The following is a 20,161-nucleotide window of genomic DNA, read 5'->3' as shown; positions in this document are numbered from 1 at the left end:
TCTTGGGTCGGGTTGAAGTCACGGGGCACCGTCTTGCGATGCCGACCACATCGACGTGACCGCCGCCAACTCGTCCGCCGACAGCCCGGAGGCAGCCATCGGCTCGTGGTGGGTGTCGGGTGTATCGGTTCCCGAGCCGGCCTCGTCGACCACACTCGCGAGCTCGTGAAGTGTGGAGTGCTCGAACACCATTCGCGCCGTGACCGCCAAACCGCTGTCCCGCGCCCTGGCCGCCAGCTGCACCGCGAGAATTGAATCGCCACCCAACTGGAAGAAGTTGTCGGTGCGGTTGACCTCGGGCACGTCGATGACCTCGGCCAGGAGTGCGGCGAGCGCCCGTTCGGTTTCGGTGCGCGCCGGTTCGGCCGGACCCGCCGGTGTCGTCGGGCGACGCGCGTCGGCGGCCTCGACGAACTCCAGCTGACCGTCGGCCGTCCACCGCCCCCGCCTGCCGGTGGCGCGCAGTTCGGCGCCCGTCTCGTCGACGACATGCTCGTAGACGTCGCCCACCACGCCGATCGCGACCGGGTCGCGCCAGCCATCGAGCACGCTGGCCGATGCCGACGCGCTGAACCGCTGCACCACGCGGCGCTCCTCGCGGTCGGCGACCTGCACGTCGCGCACTCGTTGGCCGGGATCGTCGGCGAACGCGGTCAGCACGCGCGACAACCACCCGACGAACCGTTCGGCGGTGCTGCGCCGGTACAGGTCGGTCCGGTAGATGACGTGTCCGCGGTAGCCGTCCTCGCCGCCGAAGAAGTTGACCGACAGGTCGGCGTGCGCGACGTCGAAGGGCGGCTCGAGCGCGGTGAACGTGGTGTCGCCGTCCGGCCCCGATTCGATGACCTGGTCGGCGGGCAGGGCATCGCGCACATGCACGACGACCCCGAACAGCGGGTTACGCGACAGCGACCGCGCCGGCCGCACCGCGTCGACCACCTGGTCGAACGGTAGGTCCTGATGGGCGTAAGCCTCCAGCGCCGTGTCGCGGGCCCGGCGCAGCACCTCACGCAACGTCGGGTTGTCGGTCAGGTCGTTGCGCAGCACCACGATGTTGATGAAGAACCCGACGAGCTGGTCGAGTTCGGTTTCGGTGCGGCCGGCGACCGGTGTGCCCAGCGGAATGTCCGGGCGCTCACCGGCTTTGTGCAACGCGACGGCCACCGCCGCCTGCAGCAGCATGAATTCCGTGACCCCGACTTCGGAGCTCAGTTCGGCGAACTTCGCCCGGGTGGCGGCGTCGATGTCGAACGGGACGGCGTCGCCTTCCCCGCTCAACACCGGCGGACGCGGGAAGTCCGGCGCCAGACCCGGATCCTCGTGCAGGCCGGCCAATTGCCTGCGCCAGTAGTCACGCTCTGCCACGACGGGGCCGTCGGTCTGGCCGAGCAGCGCGGCTTGCCACGCCGCGTAGTCGGCGTACTGGACCTGTAGCGGCGCGAACCCGGGAGCGTGGCCGGCGCGCCTGGCCCGGTATGCCGTCAGCAGGTCGGTGAACAACACCATCGCCGACCAGTGATCGGCGGCGATGTGGTGCACCACCAGCGAGACCACGTGCGCATCCGGCGTCGCCAGCACCGCGGCCCGCACCGGCGGGTCACTTTCGAGGTCGAAGACGTGCCTGCGCTCGGCGTGCAGTTCGGTGTCCAGCCAGGCGTCGTCGTCGCCCCGGGCGCGGCGCACCGCGACCTCGAGCCCGTCGTTGACGATCTGGTATGGGGCACCGTCGATTTCGCGGTAGGTGGTCCGTAGTACCTCGTGCCGGGCCACCACGTCGCGCACCGCCTGCACGAACGAGTCGCTGTCACACGGCCCGCTGATGCGCGCGGCGAACGGGATGTTGTTGACCGGGCTGGGACCGTCGATGCGGTACTGGAACCACATCCGCAACTGCGAGGCCGACATGAGCAGCGGCCCGTCGTGCGGAACGGGAACCAGTCGGGGCCGGGTGGCCGCGGTGGCCTGCGAGGACAGGGCCGAGTCGATCCGCTGCGCCAGCGCGGCCACGGTGCCGAGTTCGAAGACTTCGCGCACCCCGATGTCGACGTTGAACGCGGCCCGCACTGCGGCAACGAGTTTCGTGGCCAGCAGCGAATGCCCACCGAGATCGAAGAATGAGTCGTCGGCGCCGACCTGGTCGCGTTCGAGCAGTTCGGCGAACAGGTCGGCGAGCCGGCGCTCGGTTCCCTCGACGGGCTCGCGGTAGGCCGCACCCGAGTCGATGTCGGGATCGGGCAACGCCGCGCGGTCGATCTTGCCGTGCGCGGTGATCGGAATCTCGTCGACGACGACGTACGCCGCCGGCGTCATGTACTCCGGCAGCGCGGCCGCGACGCGGTTGCGGATGCGCTCGACGTTCACGTCCTCGACGGCTTCGGCCGGGGTCACGTATCCGACGAGGCTCTTGCCGACACCGGGCAGGTCGCTGACCACCACCACCGCCTGACCGACGCTGGGGTCGACGGAGATCGCGGCCGCCACCTCACCGAGTTCGATGCGGAAGCCCCGGATCTTGACCTGCTCGTCGGCGCGGCCGACGAACTCGACGTCGCCGTCGGCATTGCGGCGGGCCAGATCACCCGACCGGTACAGCCGGCCACCGGAATTGAACGGGTCGGCGACGAACCGCTCGGCGGTCAGCCCCGCCCGACGGTGATAGCCGTGGGCGACATGCGTTCCGCCGATGTAGATTTCGCCGATCACCCCGACGGGAACGGGCCGCAGTGCGTCGTCGAGCAGGTGGATCTGGGTGTTGATCTTGGGCCTGCCGATCGGCACGATCCGGGTGCCCTGCTTGCCCTCGACCTTGTAGCGGCTCGCGTTGATCACCGTTTCGGTCGGCCCGTAGAAGTTGTGCAGCAGCGCATCGAAGGTCGCATGGAACTTGTCGGCCAGCTCGCCGGGCAGCGCTTCGCCGCCGATGGGCACCCGCTGCAGCGTGCGCCACTGGTTGACGCCGGGCAGCGACAGAAACAACCCGAGCAGCGAGGGCACGAAGTGCATCGAGGTGATGCCTTCGTCGTGCAGCAACTCGGTGAGGTAGCCGACGTCGCGAAGGCCGTCCGGCCGGGGAATCACGAGTCGGCCGCCGCAGGCGAGCATGCCGAAGATCTCGGCGATCGAGACGTCGAAACTCGGCGATGCGACCTGCAGGAGCCGCTCTCTGTCGTCGATCCCGTAGTCGCCCTTGAACCAGACGAAGTACTCGGCGACCGGCCGGTGCGGGACCGGGACACCCTTGGGCAGACCGGTCGAACCCGAGGTGTAGATGAGGTACGCGGTGTTGTCCGGATCCAGCCTGCGAACCCGGTCGGCGTCGGTGGGGTCGGTGGAGCGGTGGCCGTCGAGGCCGGTGATCGGTTCGCGGATAATCAGTTTCGGGTCGGAGTCGGACAGGATGAACGTCAGCCGGTCCTCGGGGTAGGTCGGGTCGACCGGCTGGTACACCGCGCCCGCCTTGATCACCCCGAGCGCGGTGATCACCAGTTCCGGCGAGCGGTCCAGCAGCACCGCCACGCGGTCCTCGGTGCCGATGCCCTGCTCGATCAGCCAGTGCGCCACCCGGTTCGCCGACTCGTTGAGCTCGCGGTAGGTGTAGTGGCGTCCCTCGTAGACGACGGCGACCGCGTCGGGTGTGCGCGCCACCTGGGCTTCGACGAGCGCCGTCATCGTCGAGGAGGCGGTGACGAACTCCTCGCCGGCCGCCACCCGGTTCAGCCATTCGGTGTCGGCGGCGCCCATCACCTCGAGCTCGGCGATGGGGCGATCGGGGCGTTGCAGCGCATCGTCGAGCAGCACCGCGTAGTGCTCGAGAAGCTGGCGGACCAGTGCCGCGTCGAGGATCTCGACGAGATATTCGGCCTCCACGACGACCCGCGCCTCGGGGGCGTCGAACTCCACCATGAATCCCAACGGCAGCTGAGTCAGATGGCTACGTAATTCCGCTCGGCTGCAGGTGATTCCGGGCGGGTTGAAGCCTTCGCCGTCAGCGCCGCGGGCGCCGAACGTCACCCGGGTCATCCGTTCGACGCCGTGCCGACGATCCGGGTTCAGTTCGCGCACCACCCGGTCCAGGTTGACGCGTTGATGCGCGAACGCGCCGACCGCGGTGTCACGCGCGTGCGCGACGACGTCGCGGAAGCTCTGCCGGGCGGCGGGTCGCAGCCGCAGGGCGACCGTGTTGCCGTAGTAGCCGATCACGTCCTCGACCTCGGCGCTGCGGTTCAGCACGGGCGTGGCGACCAGGAAGTCCTCGGCGTGGGTGTAGCGCCGCATCAGCACCCCGAAGGCCGCCAGCAGCACCATGTACGGCGTCGCGCCCGACTCCTTCGCCAGCGCCGCGACCCGGTCGACCGTTGCGTCCGGCAGTTGCAGGGTGAGGCGCTGAGACCGCCAATTCGTCGGTACCGCAGAACCGTTCGGGCCCGGCAGTTCCAGCGGCTCGGGCGGATCGGCCAGCACCGTGCGCCAGTAGTCGAGGTCTTCGTCGACCGAACCGAGCGTGTGCGCCGGCGGGTTGACGGCAGGTGCGAGCGGTGCACCGGTGTATGCCCGGGTGAGGTCGCCGAAGAACACCTGCCAGCAGCCGTCGTCCCAGGCGATGTGGTGCGCGACCAACAGCAGGACGTGCTCGTCGGCGGCGGTGCGCACGGCAGTGAGCCGCAGCGGCGATTCGGTGGCGAGGTCGAAGGATGCGCCGAACTCGCGCTGGGCCAGCACTTCCAGTCGGAGTCGGCGCGCGTGCTCGGAGAGGTCGGTCAGATCGTGCACCGCCCAGCCGGGCCTCAGCTCGTCATGCACGGTCGGTTGCGGTTCACCGTCGTCGTCGGCCTGATAGGTGGTGCGCAACACCGCATGCCGCGCGGCGACGGCGTTGACGGCGTCGTGCAGTCGGGCGACGTCGAGCTCACCGGTGATCCGGTAGGAGAGGCAGATGTTGAGGATCGCGCCGGTCGGATCTGCCGTCTGGACGAACCACATGCGACGCTGCCCGTCGGACAGCCCGCCCGCCTCAGCGGTCGATTGGTTCTCCGTGCGCAGTCCCCGCTCGGCCAACTTGCGGCGCAGCAACTCCAGCCGGCGGTCCTCGACCCGCTCGCGGGTATCGACCGTGTCAGTCACGCGTTGTCCACCTTCTCTGATCGTTCTGTGCTGTTGAGGTCGGCGACGAGCTCGCCGCCTGTGATGCCGCCGAGCAGGGTGGCCAGCGGCACCTTCCGGCCGCTCGTCCGCAGCAGCCGCTTGCGTAGGTCTAGGGCCAGTAGCGAGTCGACGCCCATGTCGAGCAGGGACATGTCGAGGTCGATCGAGGCCGGCTCGAGGTTGAGCACCGCGGCGAGCTCGGTCCGCACGCGCGCAGCGGTGTCGACGTCGGCTTCGCTTGTGGCCGGCCGGGTTTCGATGGTATCCGCGCTTCGGCTCTCCAGGAACATTCGCAGCCGGCCCTGGTCGGCGCTCAGCAACAGCGGGTCCTCGCCGTGATCACGCAGGGTGGCTTCGACCGCCGCGTCGGGCGTCATCGGCAGCAGGCCGGACCGTTCGATCCTGGTCACCTCCCCGGCGCCGGCGATCCCAATGCCGCGCCACAGCCCGTACCTGGCGGCCAGGCAGTGCTGGCCCTTGGCACGCAGCTGGCCGGCCATCACGTCGAGCATCCGGTTGGCGGCCGAATACGCGGCGTGCCCGCGCCCGCCCCACACGCCGGACACCGACGAGCACAGCAGGATTCGCGCGTCCGGGCGCATCGGCCACAGCTCCGTCATCCGGGCCAGGCCGCCGATCTTGGCCGCCGAGGTTTCGGCGAACGCGGCGGGCGTGAGCGCGTCGCGGTCCGTGAAGGCCGCCGCGCCCGCGGCGTGGATAAGCAGTGAGGCGCCGTCGCCGCCGAACTGCCCGGCCGCCGCTGCGATCTGCTCGGCGGAGGTGACGTCGCAGCGCGGCGCTACCACGTCGACCTGCGCTGCCGCCAGTTCGGCGACGACCGCGGCGTCGACGCCGCTGCGGCTGAGCAACACGATGCGACGGGCGCCGTGGGCGGCCAGATACCGGGCGAAGTGAAGTCCGACCGCACCGTTACCACCGGTGATCACGACGTCGGCGAGCGAGTTCCCATCCAGCTGCCAGGACGGCGCTGGTTCGACCGATTCGGCCACGGTCCGTACGAAAACCTCTGGGCCCGAGCCGTCGTCGCGTATGGCGGTTTCGTCGGCGCCGCCCAGCAGCGCGCCCGCCGCGGCGGCCGCCACGACATCGTCGGGTTCCCACGACGGCAGGTCGAGATGCCGGAACGACTGCTCGGGACGTTCGAAGCCGATACTGCGGTGCATCGCCGCCAGCGCGGCCTGCGCGGGCAACGCCGCGGGCTCGCCCGGCCGGACGTGCTCACCGCCGACGGTGACCAGACACACCGCCCGAGTCTCGGGGCCGGCGGCGTCGACGTAGTCGAGCAAGCCTGCGCCGATCAATCCGGAGATCTCCTGGGCGCCGCGTTCGGCGTCGGGATGGTCCAGCTCGGGGGCCACCGCGACGACGAGGTCGGCGGTGCGGGCCTCGACGAGTTCGGATCCGCTGCGGCGCAGCGCTGTCCGCAGCCGATCACCGAGTGAACCGCCGGGTCCGGTGAGCTCGACGACCGCGACGCGCCGCGCCACCGTTGCCGATGGCGTGGTGCGGTCCCATTTCTCGCGGGCGACGGTGACGCCGTAGACCGGTGCCAATGGCTTCGGTTCGGCCCACAACCGCGCGGTCCGCATGGGCGCGTTGGGAAAGCCGCGCAACGGTGGCTGCGAGCTGACGTCGACGAGGTCGGCCCACCGGTAGCCGGGATTCGCCACCGCGACGGCGGAAATGTTGGCCGACAACGTTTCCATGGGCAACATGTCGCGGTGACCCGACCCGACGACGAGCGGCTCGTCGGTCTGATCGGCCAGCAGGTCACCCAATGCGAACAGCAGGGCCGGATGCGCCGACATCTCGATGAACGCTTCCGCGCCGCGGTGCCTCGCGGCTGCGACGGCGCGGTCGAACCGCACCGTGTTGCGGAGGTTGTCGTACCAGTAGTCGGTGAAGCCGGTGCCTTCGGGCACCACATCCGCGGTCGTCGAGCCAATGAAATGTATTGGAGCAGAAGTAAATTCGGCATCGGGGAGCATCGCGCGCAGATCGTCTCGCACCCGTTCCAGCGCGCTGGTGTGGCCGGGATAGTTCACGTCGAGCTCGCGGGCGAACAGGCCCTGCTCTGTCGCGGCGGCCACGAGCGCGGCGACGGCGGCGCGCTGCCCGGACACCGCCACCGAAGCGCCGGCGTTGACCGCGGACACCTCGAGCCAACCGGGGATCGTGGACATCAGCCGTTCGGCGTCGGGAAGCGAAACCCCCAGCGCCGCCATGCGGTAGTCGCCGGACAGGCGGTCCACCGCCTTGGCGCGCGCGATGACCACACCGGCGGCGGCGGGCAGCGCCATGCTTCCGGCGATGTACGCGGCGGCGACCTCGCCGAGGCTGTGCCCGATGACGACGTCGGGCTGGATTCCGCATGACCGCCAGATGTGGGCCAGGCCGACGGCGTGGGTGAACTGCGCGGCCTGGACCTGCGCCTGTGACCACTGTCCGCCAGTGGACTCCGCGGTCAGGTACGGCAGCGGCGACGACTCGCCCGCGGCGACGAATGCCTCGGCGCAGCGGTCCACGTGCGCCCGGTACACGGCGGACTGCCGGTATGCCTGCGCGCCCATGGACGGCCACTGGTTGCCTTGTCCAGGAAACACGAAAGCTACCCGGGCGGTGCGTGTTTCCGATGAGCGGACGACGAGCGGGTGATCGGTTCCCGCTATTACGGCGCGCAGCCCGTCGGCTAGTTCGGCGGTGTCGGTGGCGCGCACGACCGCACGGTGTCTGCGCAGCCGGCGGGTGCGCAGCAGTGCCGCGGCGACCGCCCGCACATCCGGGTCGCGGTCGAGGTAACGCAGTATCGCCTCGGCGTCGGCGGCAACGAGTTCCTCGGCGTGCGAGCTCAACACGACCGGGATCCGGCCGTCGGGCAGACCGGTGGACGTCATCATGCCGCCTCGGATTCGGTCGCAGGCATCGACACCACCACGTGGGCGTTGGTGCCGCTCATACCGAATGCGGTCACCGCCGCGAGACGTCTGCCGTCGACCGCCGGCCAGGGCGTCAGCTCGGTGGCCAGCCGCAGACCTTGGCTGTCCCAGTCGATTTCGCGGCTGGCTTCGTTGCTGTGCAAGGTGGCCGGGATCGTTCCGTGCTCGGCGGCGATCAGCACCTTGGCCAGGCCGAGTCCGCCCGCCGCGGCCTGCGAGTGGCCGAGGTTCGACTTGACCGAGCCGAGCAGGCCGCCTTCGCCGGGTGCGGTGGCGCCGTAGGTCTGGGCGAGCGATATCAGCTCGGTGCGGTCCCCGAGTCGGGTGCCGGTGCCGTGGCCCTCGATCATCCCGATGTCTTCGGGCCGCACCCCGCTGTACTCCAGCGCGCGCTGAAACAACCGCGCCTGTGCCTGCCCGCTCGGTGCGGTGAGGCCGACGGAGCGGCCGTCCTGGTTCAGGCAGGTGGCCCGCAACTCGGCGAGTATCCGACGACCGTCGCTCACGGCTCTCGATCGGCGCTGCAGCACGAACATCGCTGCGCCCTCGGCCCATACGGTGCCGCTGGCCTGCGCGCTGTACGGCCGGCAGTGTCCGTCGTCGGAAAGCGCGTGTTGTTTGGAGAACTCGACGAAGAAGCCGGGCGAGCCCATCACGCAGACGCCACCGGCCAGCGCGAGGTCGCAGTCCCCCGATCGCAGTGACTGCGTCGCGGTGTGGATCGCGGTCAGTGTCGACGAACACGAGGTGTCGATGGTCAGCGCGGGCCCGGCGAGTCCGAGCGTGTAGGCGATCCGCCCGGAGATCACTCCCAGTGCGGTTCCCGACATCAGATGTCCGGTGAGATTGGAGAACTCGGCGAGGTCGGGACCGTACCCCATCGTCGAGGCGCCCACATAGCAGCCGGTGTCGTGGCCCGCGAGGTCGTCGGGGTTGATGCCGCTGTTCTCCAGCGCTCGCCACGCCACCCGCAGCGCGACCCGCTGCTGCGGGTCCATCGCGACCGCTTCCCGCGGCGAGATTCCGAAGAATTCGGGGTCGAAAACCGCAGCACCAGAGAGGAAGCCGCCGAGGTCGTGGATGCATTTGAACCCGTCGCGCTGCGATCCGTCGAGCACGTCGCGCACCGACCACCCGCGGTCCCGCGGGAACGGGCACAGACCTTCGCGCTGTGCGACCAGCAGGTCCCAGTAGGCGTCGGCGGTGTCGACATCTCCCGGCGCCTCGATCGCCATCCCCACGATGACGATCGGATCATCGACAGCGTGATCCGGCCCGCTAACCGGCATTGACCAACTCCGCAACCGCGTCGATGTGGTCGTTGATGTAGAAGTGCCCACCGTCGAACAGCGACAGTGTGAACGCGCCTTGGGTATGAGTTTCCCAGCCCCGCAACATGTCCTGGCTGATCCGGTGGTCGGCGCTGCCACCGAGGGTGTGGATGTCGGCGGCGAGGCGGGCGTCCGGCTCGCAGGCGTAGCGGTTGAACGCCAGATAGTCCGCCCGCACCGCTCGGACGAGCAACTCGATGAACTCCTCATCCTCGACCAGCCGCGGGTCCGTACCGCCGAGATCGACCATGTTGGCGACGATTTCCGCCTCGGCGGTGGGCAACCGCGGTGAACCGGCGATCGTGGAAGGTGCCTGGCTCGCCGAAACCCACAGCTGCCGAACGGAAACCCCGTGACGCTCGGCGACCCGGCCGAATTCGAACGCGATCACCGCGCCCATGCAGTGCCCGAACAGTCGCAGCGGGCCGAGCCGGGACCAGTCGCCCGCGGCGAACAGATCGGCGGCCAGCGCCTCCACGGTGTCCGGGGCGGGATGGGCCAACCGATCCGCACGCTGCGGGTACTGGACGACGTACGCGTCGTCACCACCGCCGGCCAACGCCGACGCGAACGACCGGTAGGCCGCCGCCGCGCCACCCGCGTGGGGGAAGATCACGGTCGCGCCGCCGGCGGTCTTCCCGGCCGAGCGTTTGATCCAGGGCGCGAAGGTCAGTTGGCTCTGTTCGATCATCGTGTCGGGGTCGCGTCGATGGGTCGGCGAGAAGTCCGGGGCCGAGCCTGCGCATCTGCGAGAAATACCCCCATGAGCTCCTCCGTTGATTTAGCGCAGGCTGTCCTAAGTCGGAAGTGAGGTTACCCTATCCTTCTCGGCGCGCAGACGCCTACGTGCGGTACCGAACACGTGATTTCGCCCAGCTAGTCGCTTGCGGCCATCACCCAGCCCGTCGCGGCCACGCGCTGGCTCCAGAACTGCGCGTACCGGCCGCCGCGCTGCATCAGCTCGGTATGGGTGCCCTGCTCCTCGACCGCTCCGGTCGCGGAGAGCACCACGATGTTGTCGGCCGCGGTGACCGTGGACAGCTTGTGCGCGATCACGATGACCGTGCTGCGCTGGGCGAGGGTCCGGATGGATTCGGCGACGTGGTGCTCGTTCTCCGGGTCGAGCGCGCTGGTCGCCTCGTCGAACAGCACGATCGGCGCGTTCTTGACCAGCGCCCGTGCAATCGACACGCGCTGACGCTCACCGCCCGACAGCGCCGAGCCGCCCTCGCCGACGCGGGTGTGCCAACCGTCAGGCAGCCGTTCGACGACGGAAAGCAGGCCGGCGGTGCGGGCCGCCTCGACGATGTCCTCGTCGCTGGCGTCCGACCGCCCGATGCGGATGTTCTCCCACAACGTGTCGTCGAACAGGTACACGTCCTGGAACACCAGTGACAGTTGGGCCATCAAGTCCGCGGTGAGCTGGTCGCGCACGTCGTGGCCGCCGACCCGGACCACGCCGGAGTCGACGTCGTAGAAGCGGGCGATCAGCTTGGTGATCGTCGACTTGCCCGATCCGGACGGACCGACCAGCGCGGTCATGGTGCCCGGCTCGGCGGCGAAGCTCACGTCCGACAGCACCGTGCGGTCCGAGTACCCGAACGTGACGCGGTCGAGTTCGACCCGGCCCGGCACCGTGGCGGGGTTTGCCGTGGCCGGCTCAGAGAGCGACGCGGTGTCGAGGATCGACGTGATGCGCTGCAACTCTGCGCTCGCCAACCTCATCGCCGACCCGAGTTCGGCCAGCTGTGACAGCGGCGAGGCGAACCGGGCCGCGAGCCCAAGGATGGCCACCAGCGTGATCGGGTTGATGTCGCCGCGCACCGCGAGCCACGCCCCCGCCGCGATCAGCACCGAGAACACCGCCTGCACGGCGACGCCGTTCAACATCAACCCGGCCACCGACTGCCACAACGCGGCGCGCCCGGCCCGATGCTGCGCTTCCAGGGCGTCGCCGAGTGGCTTGTAGTCGGCGCCGGTGCGGCCGAACGCCCGCAGCACCGGCTGGTACCGCGCGAACTCGATCACGCGGTTATTGACGTCGGTCGCCGAATCGTGGGTGCGGACCTCCGCGGTCGCGATCAGCCGCGCGGCGAACCGCCCGCACAGCACCAGCAGCACACCGCCGACCAGGGCGACGAGCCCGATGCGCCAGTCGAAGAAGAACAGGCCGGCCACCACGGTGACCGCGCTGACCGTGTTCACCACCAGCGGGGTGACCAGGTTGCCACCGCTGGTGCCGACGAAAACCGTTCCCTTGACCGCGATCTGGGACACCCTGCCGACGGTCTCGCGGGTGAACCAACCGAGCGGAAGGGTGACCATGTGATCGCCGAGCCGGTGGTGCAGCAGGCGCATCGTGGTCAGCGCCATGCGGATCGCCAGCTTCGCTCCGATGTAGTTGAGCACCGATGCGACCAGCACCGTGACGGCCATCAGCGCCAACCATCGTGCGGTGGCGCCATAGTCGCCGTCGAACATCGACACCGTGACCGGCACCAGCAACAGCATCACGACGCCGTGCAGGATGCCGTAGACCGTCATCACCGCGAGGAAGCTGAACATCCGGCCCCGCTGCGGGCCGAGGATCTGCAGAAAGCCCCGGATCATCTGGCCACCTCCCATTCGCGGGCATGCCCCGCGGTGTACGACTGCCACATCCGCGAGTACTGCCCGCCGGCGGCAAGCAGATCGTCGTGTCGGCCCTGTTCGACGATGCGCCCACGGTCCAGCACGACGATGTTGTCCGCGGACACGATCGAGCCCAGCCGGTGCGCGATGACCAGCACGGTGCGCCCGACGATGAGCCGCGAAAGCGCTTCCTGGATCTGGGCTTCCGAATCCGGGTCGGCGAACGCGGTCGCCTCGTCGAGCACCAGGATCGGCGTGTCGGCCAGCAGTGCGCGCGCGATGCTGACGCGTTGGGCCTCGCCGCCGGAGAAGTGCGCGTCCTCGTCGACCACGGAGTCATAACCGTTGGGCAACTGCAGGATTCGGTCGTGAATGCGGGCCGCCTGCGCCGCGGCGACGACCTCTTCGTCGGTGGCGTCGGCCCGGCCGAGCCGGATGTTGTCGGCGACGCTGATGCCGAGAAGTTGCACGTCCTGCAGCACGAACCCGACGTGCCGGTACAACTCGACCGGGGCGATCTCGCGGACGTCGACGCCGCCGACGCGCACCGTGCCCGCGGTGACGTCGTGGAAGCGCGGCACCAGCGTCGCCAGCGTGGACTTGCCGCTGCCCGACGGTCCGACCAGCGCGGTGATCGTCCCGGCCGGCAGCGTGAGCGAGATGTCGTGCAGGACGGTGTTTCGACCGTCGTAGGAGAACTGCACGCCCTCGAATTGGATCGAGTTGTCCCGCGGCGTCTGCGGATCGCGGGCGACGGGCAGCACGGGCGTGTCGAGCAGGCGCTTGAGGCGACCCGCCGCGGCCGCCGCCTGCCTGCGGATGTGCGTCGAATAGCCGACGGTCAGCACGGCCGCCGGGATCGTCACCGCGACCAGCGTCGAACCCAGCACCTCGATCGGTGTCACCCAGCCGCTGCGGACGAACCAGTAGCCGCCGGCGAGATTGGCAAGCAGCAGCACGGGCGTATCGATGAAGATCGACGACACCGCCTTGACCCGCACCAGCGGTCCCACCCAGCCGGCGAAGCTGTCGTTGAACTCGTCGGCGGCGTCGGCGAAGCGCTTGTGCGCCTTACCCGCTTCGCCGAAGGTCTTGACCACCGACACGCCGGCGATGAACTCGACGATGGTGGCGCTGATCCGTTCGACTCCCCGGTCGAGGCGTTCCATCTGCACCCGGGAGTCACGGCCCAGCGCGACGTACACGCCGACGTAGAACGGCACGGTGGCCATCGCCAACAGGCCCAGCCGCCAGTCCAGGTAGAAGCAGTAGATGAGGCCGAACAGCGGGGTGGCCAGCGCGCCCGTGTTCTCCACCGCCGAATGCGCGACCAGGAAATGCAGTTCGCCGACGTCGTTCTGCACGGCCTTGTTCACCTCGCCCGACGACCGGGTGCCGAACCAGCCCAGCGGCAACCGGCCGAGCTTGTCGACGATCCGCAGCCGCAGTGACCGCTGCAGGTCCACGTCGGCGAAATGCGTGATGGTCAGCGCGGCGCCACCGGCGAGCGTGCGCACCAGCAGCGCGACGATCACCACCGCGACGACGATCCACACCCTGGTCTGATCCGGCGGGCCGGCGGCGAGCAGCTCGCGGCCGATCTCCACGATGCCGATGAAGGGCACGATGGTGGCAGCCGACGCCAGCAGTTGGTAGCGCGTCGCCCGCGATGTGCGAGCCCGCGTCGGGGCGAGCAGCTGCTGCAGTGCCAGCTTGTCGTAGGTGGCGGCCCGCTTGGCGGCATCGGGCGCCCCTTCCGGCGCGACCGGTTCGACGTCGGGTGCGGATTGCACAGCGGTCATGCGCCCTCCTGATCTTGGGTAAGGGTCGCCTAACCCTACCGGTCGCGTGAAGGGTGCCGGTCGCTACGTAACGTGGGCGGTAGTCACCTAGGGAAGGACGGGCATGGAGCTGGCCGGCGTCGGTGTGTGGAGTTCGCAACTGCGGTACGGCGACCAGGGTGAAGCCGCCGAGGCCGCCGCGGAACTCGAGGAACTCGGGTTCACGGCGCTGTGGATTCCCGACGTCGGTGGTCCCGTCCTCGATTCGGTGGAGCACCTGCTGTCGTCGACCAAGCGGGTGGTGATCGCCACCGGCATCCTGAACCTCTGGATGCACGAGCCCGCCGACGTGGCCGCCCGCTACGCGTCGCTCACCGGGACGCACGGCGAGCGGTTCCTGCTCGGCATCGGGGTGAGCCATGCCCCGCTGATCGACTCCAGGGAGCCGGGTCTGTACCGCAAGCCGCTGGCGGCGACCCGCGCCTACCTGGACGGGATCGACGCGACACCGCAACCGGTTCCGGTGGGCAACCGGGTACTCGCCGCGCTCGGCCCGAAGATGCTCGAGCTGGCCGCGACCCGGTCGAGGGGGGCGCACCCGTATCTGGTCACGCCCGACCACACCCGCTACGCCCGCGAACAGCTCGGCGAGGGCCCGCTGCTGCTGCCCGAGCAGACCGTGCTGCTCACCACCGACGCCGACGAGGCGCGTGCGCTCGGAACCGATTGGCTGCGTTCGTATCTGGCGTTGCCGAACTATGCCAACAACCTGTTGCGGTCGGGTTTCACCGAAGAGGACGTGGCCTCGGTCAGCGACCGGTTGTTCGACGCGCTCATCGCCTGGGGCGACGAGGAGACGGTGCTCGAGCGGGTCCGTGAGCACCACGACGCCGGCGCCGACCACGTCTGCGTGCAGGTGCTCACCGCCGATCCGCGGGAGTTCCCGCGCGATCAGTGGCGCCGTCTGGCCGCCGCCTTACGCTGAGGATTCGAGTTCGGACAGCACGGCGGCGCTGTCCATCTCGGCCACCTCGAGGTACACCTCGGCGACGGCGTCGAGGCGCTCGCTGTCGGCTTCCCGGGCCAGCAGTCGCTCGGCCAGCTTCGCCACGCACCGGGCGGCGAACATGTCAGTGACCAACACGGTCGGGGTGTCGAGCCAGTCCCGGACGCGGGCGATCACCTGGGTCGCCAGCACGGAATCCCCGCCGAGGGAGAAGAAGTCGTCGTCGACGCCGACCTTGGCGGCCTCGATGTCGAGCACCTCGGCCACGATCGCGACCAAAGCGGACTCCAGCGGGGTGGCTGGCGCTCGATAAGCTTGTGCCGCAGGCGGTTCAGCGTCGGCGAGCAGGCGCGCGACGGCCTGCCGGTCGATCTTGCCGTTCACGGTGAACGGGATCCGGTCGGCCACCACGATGACCTTCGGGATCATGTGCGCCGGAACCAGGTCGCCCATCGCCGCCGTGACGGCTCGTGCGTCGACGGCGGGGTCGTCGGTGCGCACCACCGCAGCCAGCACATCGCGATCACCGGGGATGACCGCGGCGACCGCCGCGTCGACTCCCCCGACCCGCTTCAGCGCGGCCTCCACCTCGCCGAGCTCGATGCGGTAACCGCTGATCTTCACCCGGTGATCGACGCGACCGACGAACTCGAGTGTGCCGTCAGGCAGGTAGCGCACGAGATCACCGGTGCGGTACCAGGTTCGGCCCTCGTGTTCGACGAACTTCTCGGCGGTCAGGTCGGGCCGCCCGCGGTATCCGCGGGCGATGCCGCGTCCGGTGAACCACAATTCACCGGGCACCCAGTCGGGGCAGTCGCTGCCGTCGGCGGCCACCACGCGGCAGGCGTTGTTCGGCAACGGTGTGCCGTAGGGCACCGAAGTCCAGTGCGCGGGCGGGTCGTCGACCTCGCAGATGGTCCCGTGCACGGCGGTCTCGGTCGCGCCGCCGAGACCCGCGGCGCGCACTTTCGGCGCCGATTTGCGCAGCGCCCGAACGAGTTCCGGACGCACCCAGTCGCCGCCGAGCAATACCACCCGCAGTCCGGCTAGCCGGTCTGCACCGGCCTCCAGCAGCATGTCGAGCCAGCCCGGCATCCAGTTCAGAAACGTCACGCCGTGCTGCTGGATCAGCCGCGCCCAGGCGTCGGGGTTCCGACGCTGATCCTCGTCGACCACGACGACCGCACCGCCCGCGCGCAGGATCGCGAAGATCTCCAGCACCGACATGTCGGCTTCCAACGACGCCAGCGCCAGGCTGCGGTCGCCCGTGTCGATGCCGAAGTGGTCGGTGACGAACTCGATGGTGTTCATCACCGCGTCGTGGGTCAGTTCCACACCCTTCGGTTCGCCGGTCGACCCCGACGTGAACAGCACGTAGGCAAGCGCATTCGGGTCGACCTCGGCGGGCTGCACAGCTGTGTCGCGGGCGGTCGCCTCGGAGACGGTGAGGACCGGCACGTCGGCGTGCACCATGTCGGCGCCGCCGCACAGCAGCACCGCCGACACCGCACTCGCGTCGAGGATCCGCGCGGTGCGCTCCGCGGGTTGGTCCGCGCCGATCGGCAGGTAGGCGGCTCCGGTCGCCAGGATGCCGAGCACCGCGGGGATCTGCTCGGCGCACTTCGGTCCGACCAGCGCGACCAGGTCGCCGGGATGAACACCGTTGTCGCGCAACGCTGCAGCGACACCGAGCGCGCGGTCGCGCAGTTCGCCGTAGGTCAGGTCGCCGTCCCGGCTGAACATCGCGGGCGCGTCCGGGACCACCCGCGCGTTGCGGAAGAAGCCGTCGTGAATCGCCTCATTGCTGAGCGGCGCCGTCGCGCTGTTCACCGCCTGCCGCACGGCGCGCTGCGGCTCCGGCACGGCGGGTGGATCGGGCGCGTCCCAGGCCGCATCGTCGGTGGCGAGCCGGGTCAGCTCCGCGAGATGGTAGGCGAACATCGCGTCCGCGACGCCCGGCCGGAACGCGTCGACGCGCACGTCCCAGTTGATCATCAGACCGTCTGCGAGCGGTGTCGCCTGCGCGTCGATGAGCACCTGCGGCCCTTGCGAAATCGTCCACACCGGGGCGCCGAACTGGTCGGTGACCTCCCCGGCGAACAGGTCGCCGAGCCCGAGTGCACTGGTGTAGACGATCGGCGCCAACACCTGGTTGCCCCGGTGACGGCCGAGGTCGCGCAGCACCGACAGCCCCGAGTAGCTGGAGTGCCGCGCGGTGTAGTGCAGCGTCTCCTGCACCGCCCGGGCCCGCTGCGTGGGTGTGCGCGTGTTGGCGAGGTCGATGTCGAGCATCAGCGACGACGTGAAGCAGCCGACCAGCTTCTCGACGTCGGGATGGAACGGCTCGCGGCCGAACATCGGCAGGTTGAGCAGGAATCGCGGACCACTCGACCACCGGGCCAGCGCGTTGGCGTACGAGGCCGCGACGGCCATCGCGGGCGTGATCCCACGGCGGTGCGCGGCGGCGAAGAGGGCGTCGCGGGTCGCGACGTCGAAGATGTGCCAGAGCCGCACGCTGCGCCGTGGGTCCTGCTGTTCGGCGAGCGGAATGAGTGGCAGCGCAGGCGATTCGGGTAGCTCTGGTATCCGCTCGGCCCACCACTGCAGGTCTTCTGCGGACGGTCCTCGATCCGCCGCGGTCAGCGCGGCCCGGTATTCGCGGTAGGTGTAACCGAGGTCGGGCAGCTCGCCTCCGCGGTAGAACGCCGCGAGGTCGGCCATGAACTTGCGGTAGCTCACCGCGTCCGCGGCGTTCATGTCCATGTCGACGTGCAGCCGCGTCCGTCCGTCCGGGCGCAGCGACAGGCTCAACTCGAGGACATCGCCGTCGAGGATCTGATGCGACTTCTCGTGCCGGATGGCCTCGAGGCGCTGCTCGGCCGCCTCGCGGTCCAGGTCGCGCAGGTCGTGGACCGTGACGGGCAGGCCGCGCTCGCCGATCCGCTGCGTGCCGTCCGGGAGGATCTCGACGCGCAGCATCGGATGGCGGGCAACGAGTTTCGTCGCCGCACGCCGTAGCCGCTCCGGGTCGACGCCGACATCGTCGAACTCGACGTACAGGTGCGCGGCCACGCCGCCGAGCTGCTGATCGTCGTTGCGGCCCAACCACATCGCGTGCTGCATCGGCGCCAACGGGAACGGTTCGTTCTCGTCGCCGGCGGGCGCGGTTTCGGCGACCCGATCCGGGCCACCGTTGCTGGATCGGTCGGAGACCAGCGCCGACCACGCTGCGACGGTCGGGTTCTCGGCGAGCGCGGCGAAGTTGACGTCGATGCCCTGCTTGCGCCACCGCCCGGACAGCGACATCATGCGAATCGAATCGAGGCCCGAGGCGATCAGGTCGGCATCGGGGTCGACCTCGTCGGGATTCACGCCGAGAAGTTCGGCGACCTCCTCGCGGACGGTGCGGTCGGCCGGTCCCGGAGAGGCGGCGTTTTCCGTCGACGCCGAACCCGTCTCACCAACACCCACGCGATCCTCCAGATTAGTACAGGCTGCCCTAACTAACCCCGGGAACGCTACCTTATATTCGAGGCACCAAACACACCTACCCCGAGGGGCCGCATCCGCCATGAGCACCGGTTTCGAGCAGCGCGCACCAGGAGATCGGCCGCTTGGGCACGGCGATTTCGGCGACTTGATGACCGGGTTCGTGCCGTTCCCGCCCGACCGCGCCGAGGAGTACCGACGGGCCGGCTACTGGACCGGTGAGCCGCTCGACTCGATCCTGCGCGACGCCGCCGCGGCGTGGCCGGCGCGCACCGCGGTCATCGACCCCGACGTCAGCTATACGTTCGCCGACCTGGACGGGCGGGCCGACCGCATCGCGGCGGCGCTGGCCGACCGCGGCATCGGCCCCGGTGATCGGATGCTTCTGCAGCTGCCGAACACTTGCGAGTTCGCCGTCACGTTGTTCGGCGTGCTGCGCGCCGGCGTCGTTCCCGTCATGTGCCTGCCGGGGCACCGGTCCGCCGAACTGAACCACTTCGCCGCGCTCAGCGGTGCCGTCGGCCTCATCGTGCCCGATTCGATCGCCGGCTTCGACTACCGCGAACTGGCCGAGGATCTGGTCAGGGACAACCCGCAGCTGCGCCACGTATTCGTCGACGGCGAGCCGGGCCGGTTCCAATCCTGGTCTGCGCTGGCCGATTTCGAGGGCCCGCTGCCCGAGCGCGGGCCCGTCGACCCCGATGTGCCGGCCCTGCTCTTGGTGTCGGGCGGTACGACGGGTCTGCCGAAGCTCATCGCCCGCACGCACAACGACTACCTCTACACCGCCAGGACGAGCGCACAGGAGTGCCACCTGACCGGTGACGACGTCTACCTCGTCGTGTTGCCCGCCGGGCACAACTTCCCGTTGGCATGCCCCGGCCTGTTGGGTTCGATGACCGTCGGCGCCACCTCGGTTTTCACCACCGACGCCAGCCCCGAAGCCGCGTTCGCGCTGATCGACCGGCACAAGGTGACGGTCACCGCCCTGGTCAACGCGCTGGCCAAGGTGTGGACCCAGGCGTGCGAGTGGGAACCCGTGCTGCCGACGTCCCTGCGCCTGGTGCAGGTCGGCGGGTCCCGGATGACTCCGCAGGAGGCCGAGTACATCCTGTCCGGGCTCACGCCGGGCCTGCAGCAGATCTTCGGGATGGCCGAGGGCATGCTGAACTTCACCCGCCCCGGTGATCCGGTCGACGTCGTGGTCAACACGCAGGGCAGACCGATGTCGCCGCACGACGAGATGCGCGTGGTCGACGAGTCCGGCGCTGAGGTGGCCCCCGGGGAGGAAGGTGAGTTGCTGGTCCGCGGGCCCTACACGCTGAACGGTTACTACCGCGCCGATGAGGCGAACGCGCGGTCGTTCACTCCCGACGGCTTCTACCGCAGCGGTGACCGCGTGCGCATCTTCGCCGACGGTCCGCGGGCCGGCTACGTCGAGGTGACCGGTCGTATCAAGGATGTCATCCACCGTGGCGGTGAGACGGTGTCGGCGTCGGATCTCGAGGAGCACCTGTTCGCGCACCCAGCGGTCTACGCCGCGGCCGCGGTCGCCCTGCCCGACGAGTACCTCGGCGAGAAGATCTGCGCAGCAGTTGTTTTCAAGGGCGCGCCGATCACGCTCGCCGAGCTGAACAAGTACCTCGACGAGCGCGGCGTTTCGGCGCACTGCAGGCCCGACGTGCTGGCGCCGCTGCCGTCGCTGCCCAAGACGGCGGTCGGCAAGGTCGACAAGAAGAAGGTGGTCTCGCAGCTGGTGTCCTGAGGCGGGGACATCTGCTTGCGCTGCCGAAACTGAAGTTGTGCAGCAGATTCCGGCGTCTT

The 20,161-nt window shown here is 69.6% G+C and carries 9 protein-coding genes; 2 read left to right on the top strand and 7 right to left on the bottom strand.

From position 1 onward, the window contains the following. Positions 1-18: 18 nt before the first annotated feature. The 6 genes from AU187_RS03690 to AU187_RS03665 form a co-directional block, all read right to left on the bottom strand. The gene (locus AU187_RS03690) at positions 19-5,121 is read right to left on the bottom strand and encodes a non-ribosomal peptide synthetase (protein WP_059166245.1); all 5,103 of its coding nucleotides are present in this window, start codon (positions 5,119-5,121) and stop codon (positions 19-21) included. After that, positions 5,118-8,057: a mycobactin polyketide synthase MbtD gene (mbtD, locus tag AU187_RS03685; protein WP_059102497.1), complete on the bottom strand. Its 2,940-nt coding sequence runs from the start codon at positions 8,055-8,057 to the stop codon at positions 5,118-5,120. Before mbtD ends, AU187_RS03690 begins: the two co-directional genes overlap by 4 nt. After that, a complete protein-coding gene (locus AU187_RS03680; RefSeq protein ID WP_059102439.1) occupies positions 8,057-9,388 on the bottom strand; it encodes a beta-ketoacyl [acyl carrier protein] synthase domain-containing protein in 1,332 nt (443 codons plus the stop codon). The genes mbtD and AU187_RS03680 overlap by 1 nt, the downstream gene beginning before the upstream one ends. Continuing rightward, a complete protein-coding gene (locus tag AU187_RS03675; protein ID WP_059102438.1) occupies positions 9,378-10,121 on the bottom strand; it encodes a thioesterase II family protein in 744 nt (247 codons plus the stop codon). Before AU187_RS03675 ends, AU187_RS03680 begins: the two co-directional genes overlap by 11 nt. Before the next feature lie 185 nt (positions 10,122-10,306). Beyond that, complete coding sequence (locus tag AU187_RS03670; RefSeq protein ID WP_059102496.1) at positions 10,307-12,040, bottom strand: ABC transporter ATP-binding protein; 1,734 nt, start codon at positions 12,038-12,040, stop codon at positions 10,307-10,309. Further along, positions 12,037-13,863: an ABC transporter ATP-binding protein gene (locus AU187_RS03665; RefSeq protein WP_059102437.1), complete on the bottom strand. Its 1,827-nt coding sequence runs from the start codon at positions 13,861-13,863 to the stop codon at positions 12,037-12,039. Before AU187_RS03665 ends, AU187_RS03670 begins: the two co-directional genes overlap by 4 nt. A gap of 103 nt (positions 13,864-13,966) precedes the next feature. Here AU187_RS03665 and AU187_RS03660 point away from each other — a divergent pair, with 103 nt between their 5' ends. After that, complete coding sequence (locus tag AU187_RS03660; protein WP_059102436.1) at positions 13,967-14,827, top strand: LLM class F420-dependent oxidoreductase; 861 nt, start codon at positions 13,967-13,969, stop codon at positions 14,825-14,827. Here AU187_RS03660 and AU187_RS03655 read toward each other — a convergent pair. After that, positions 14,819-18,319 (bottom strand): non-ribosomal peptide synthetase, encoded by a 3,501-nt coding sequence (locus AU187_RS03655; RefSeq protein WP_059166244.1) that lies wholly within the window; start codon positions 18,317-18,319, stop codon positions 14,819-14,821. The two genes, AU187_RS03660 and AU187_RS03655, sit on opposite strands and share 9 nt — an antisense overlap. Positions 18,320-18,419: 100 nt before the next feature. Here AU187_RS03655 and AU187_RS03650 point away from each other — a divergent pair, with 100 nt between their 5' ends. Beyond that, positions 18,420-20,102 carry a (2,3-dihydroxybenzoyl)adenylate synthase gene (locus AU187_RS03650; protein WP_059102434.1) on the top strand — a complete coding sequence of 561 codons (1,683 nt, stop codon included), beginning with the start codon at positions 18,420-18,422 and terminating at the stop codon, positions 20,100-20,102. The last annotated feature ends 59 nt before the right edge of the window (positions 20,103-20,161 follow it).

The organism is Mycobacterium sp. IS-1556, from assembly GCF_001499985.1.
Classification (GTDB): Bacteria; Actinomycetota; Actinomycetes; order Mycobacteriales; family Mycobacteriaceae; genus Mycobacterium.
The sequence above is the reverse complement of the archived record's forward strand: the minus strand, read 5'-3'. Positions and strand labels throughout refer to the sequence as shown.

Bases quoted from the DNA above. Each gene is read 5' to 3' on its own strand.
- mbtD (WP_059102497.1), bottom strand. From the start codon at position 8,057: ATGACGTCCACCGGTCTGCCCGACGGCCGGATCCCGGTCGTGTTGAGC.
- AU187_RS03680 (WP_059102439.1), bottom strand. From the start codon at position 9,388: ATGCCGGTTAGCGGGCCGGATCACGCTGTCGATGATCCGATCGTCATC.
- AU187_RS03675 (WP_059102438.1), bottom strand. From the start codon at position 10,121: ATGATCGAACAGAGCCAACTGACCTTCGCGCCCTGGATCAAACGCTCG.
- AU187_RS03670 (WP_059102496.1), bottom strand. From the start codon at position 12,040: ATGATCCGGGGCTTTCTGCAGATCCTCGGCCCGCAGCGGGGCCGGATG.
- AU187_RS03665 (WP_059102437.1), bottom strand. From the start codon at position 13,863: ATGACCGCTGTGCAATCCGCACCCGACGTCGAACCGGTCGCGCCGGAA.
- AU187_RS03660 (WP_059102436.1), top strand. From the start codon at position 13,967: ATGGAGCTGGCCGGCGTCGGTGTGTGGAGTTCGCAACTGCGGTACGGC.
- AU187_RS03650 (WP_059102434.1), top strand. From the start codon at position 18,420: ATGAGCACCGGTTTCGAGCAGCGCGCACCAGGAGATCGGCCGCTTGGG.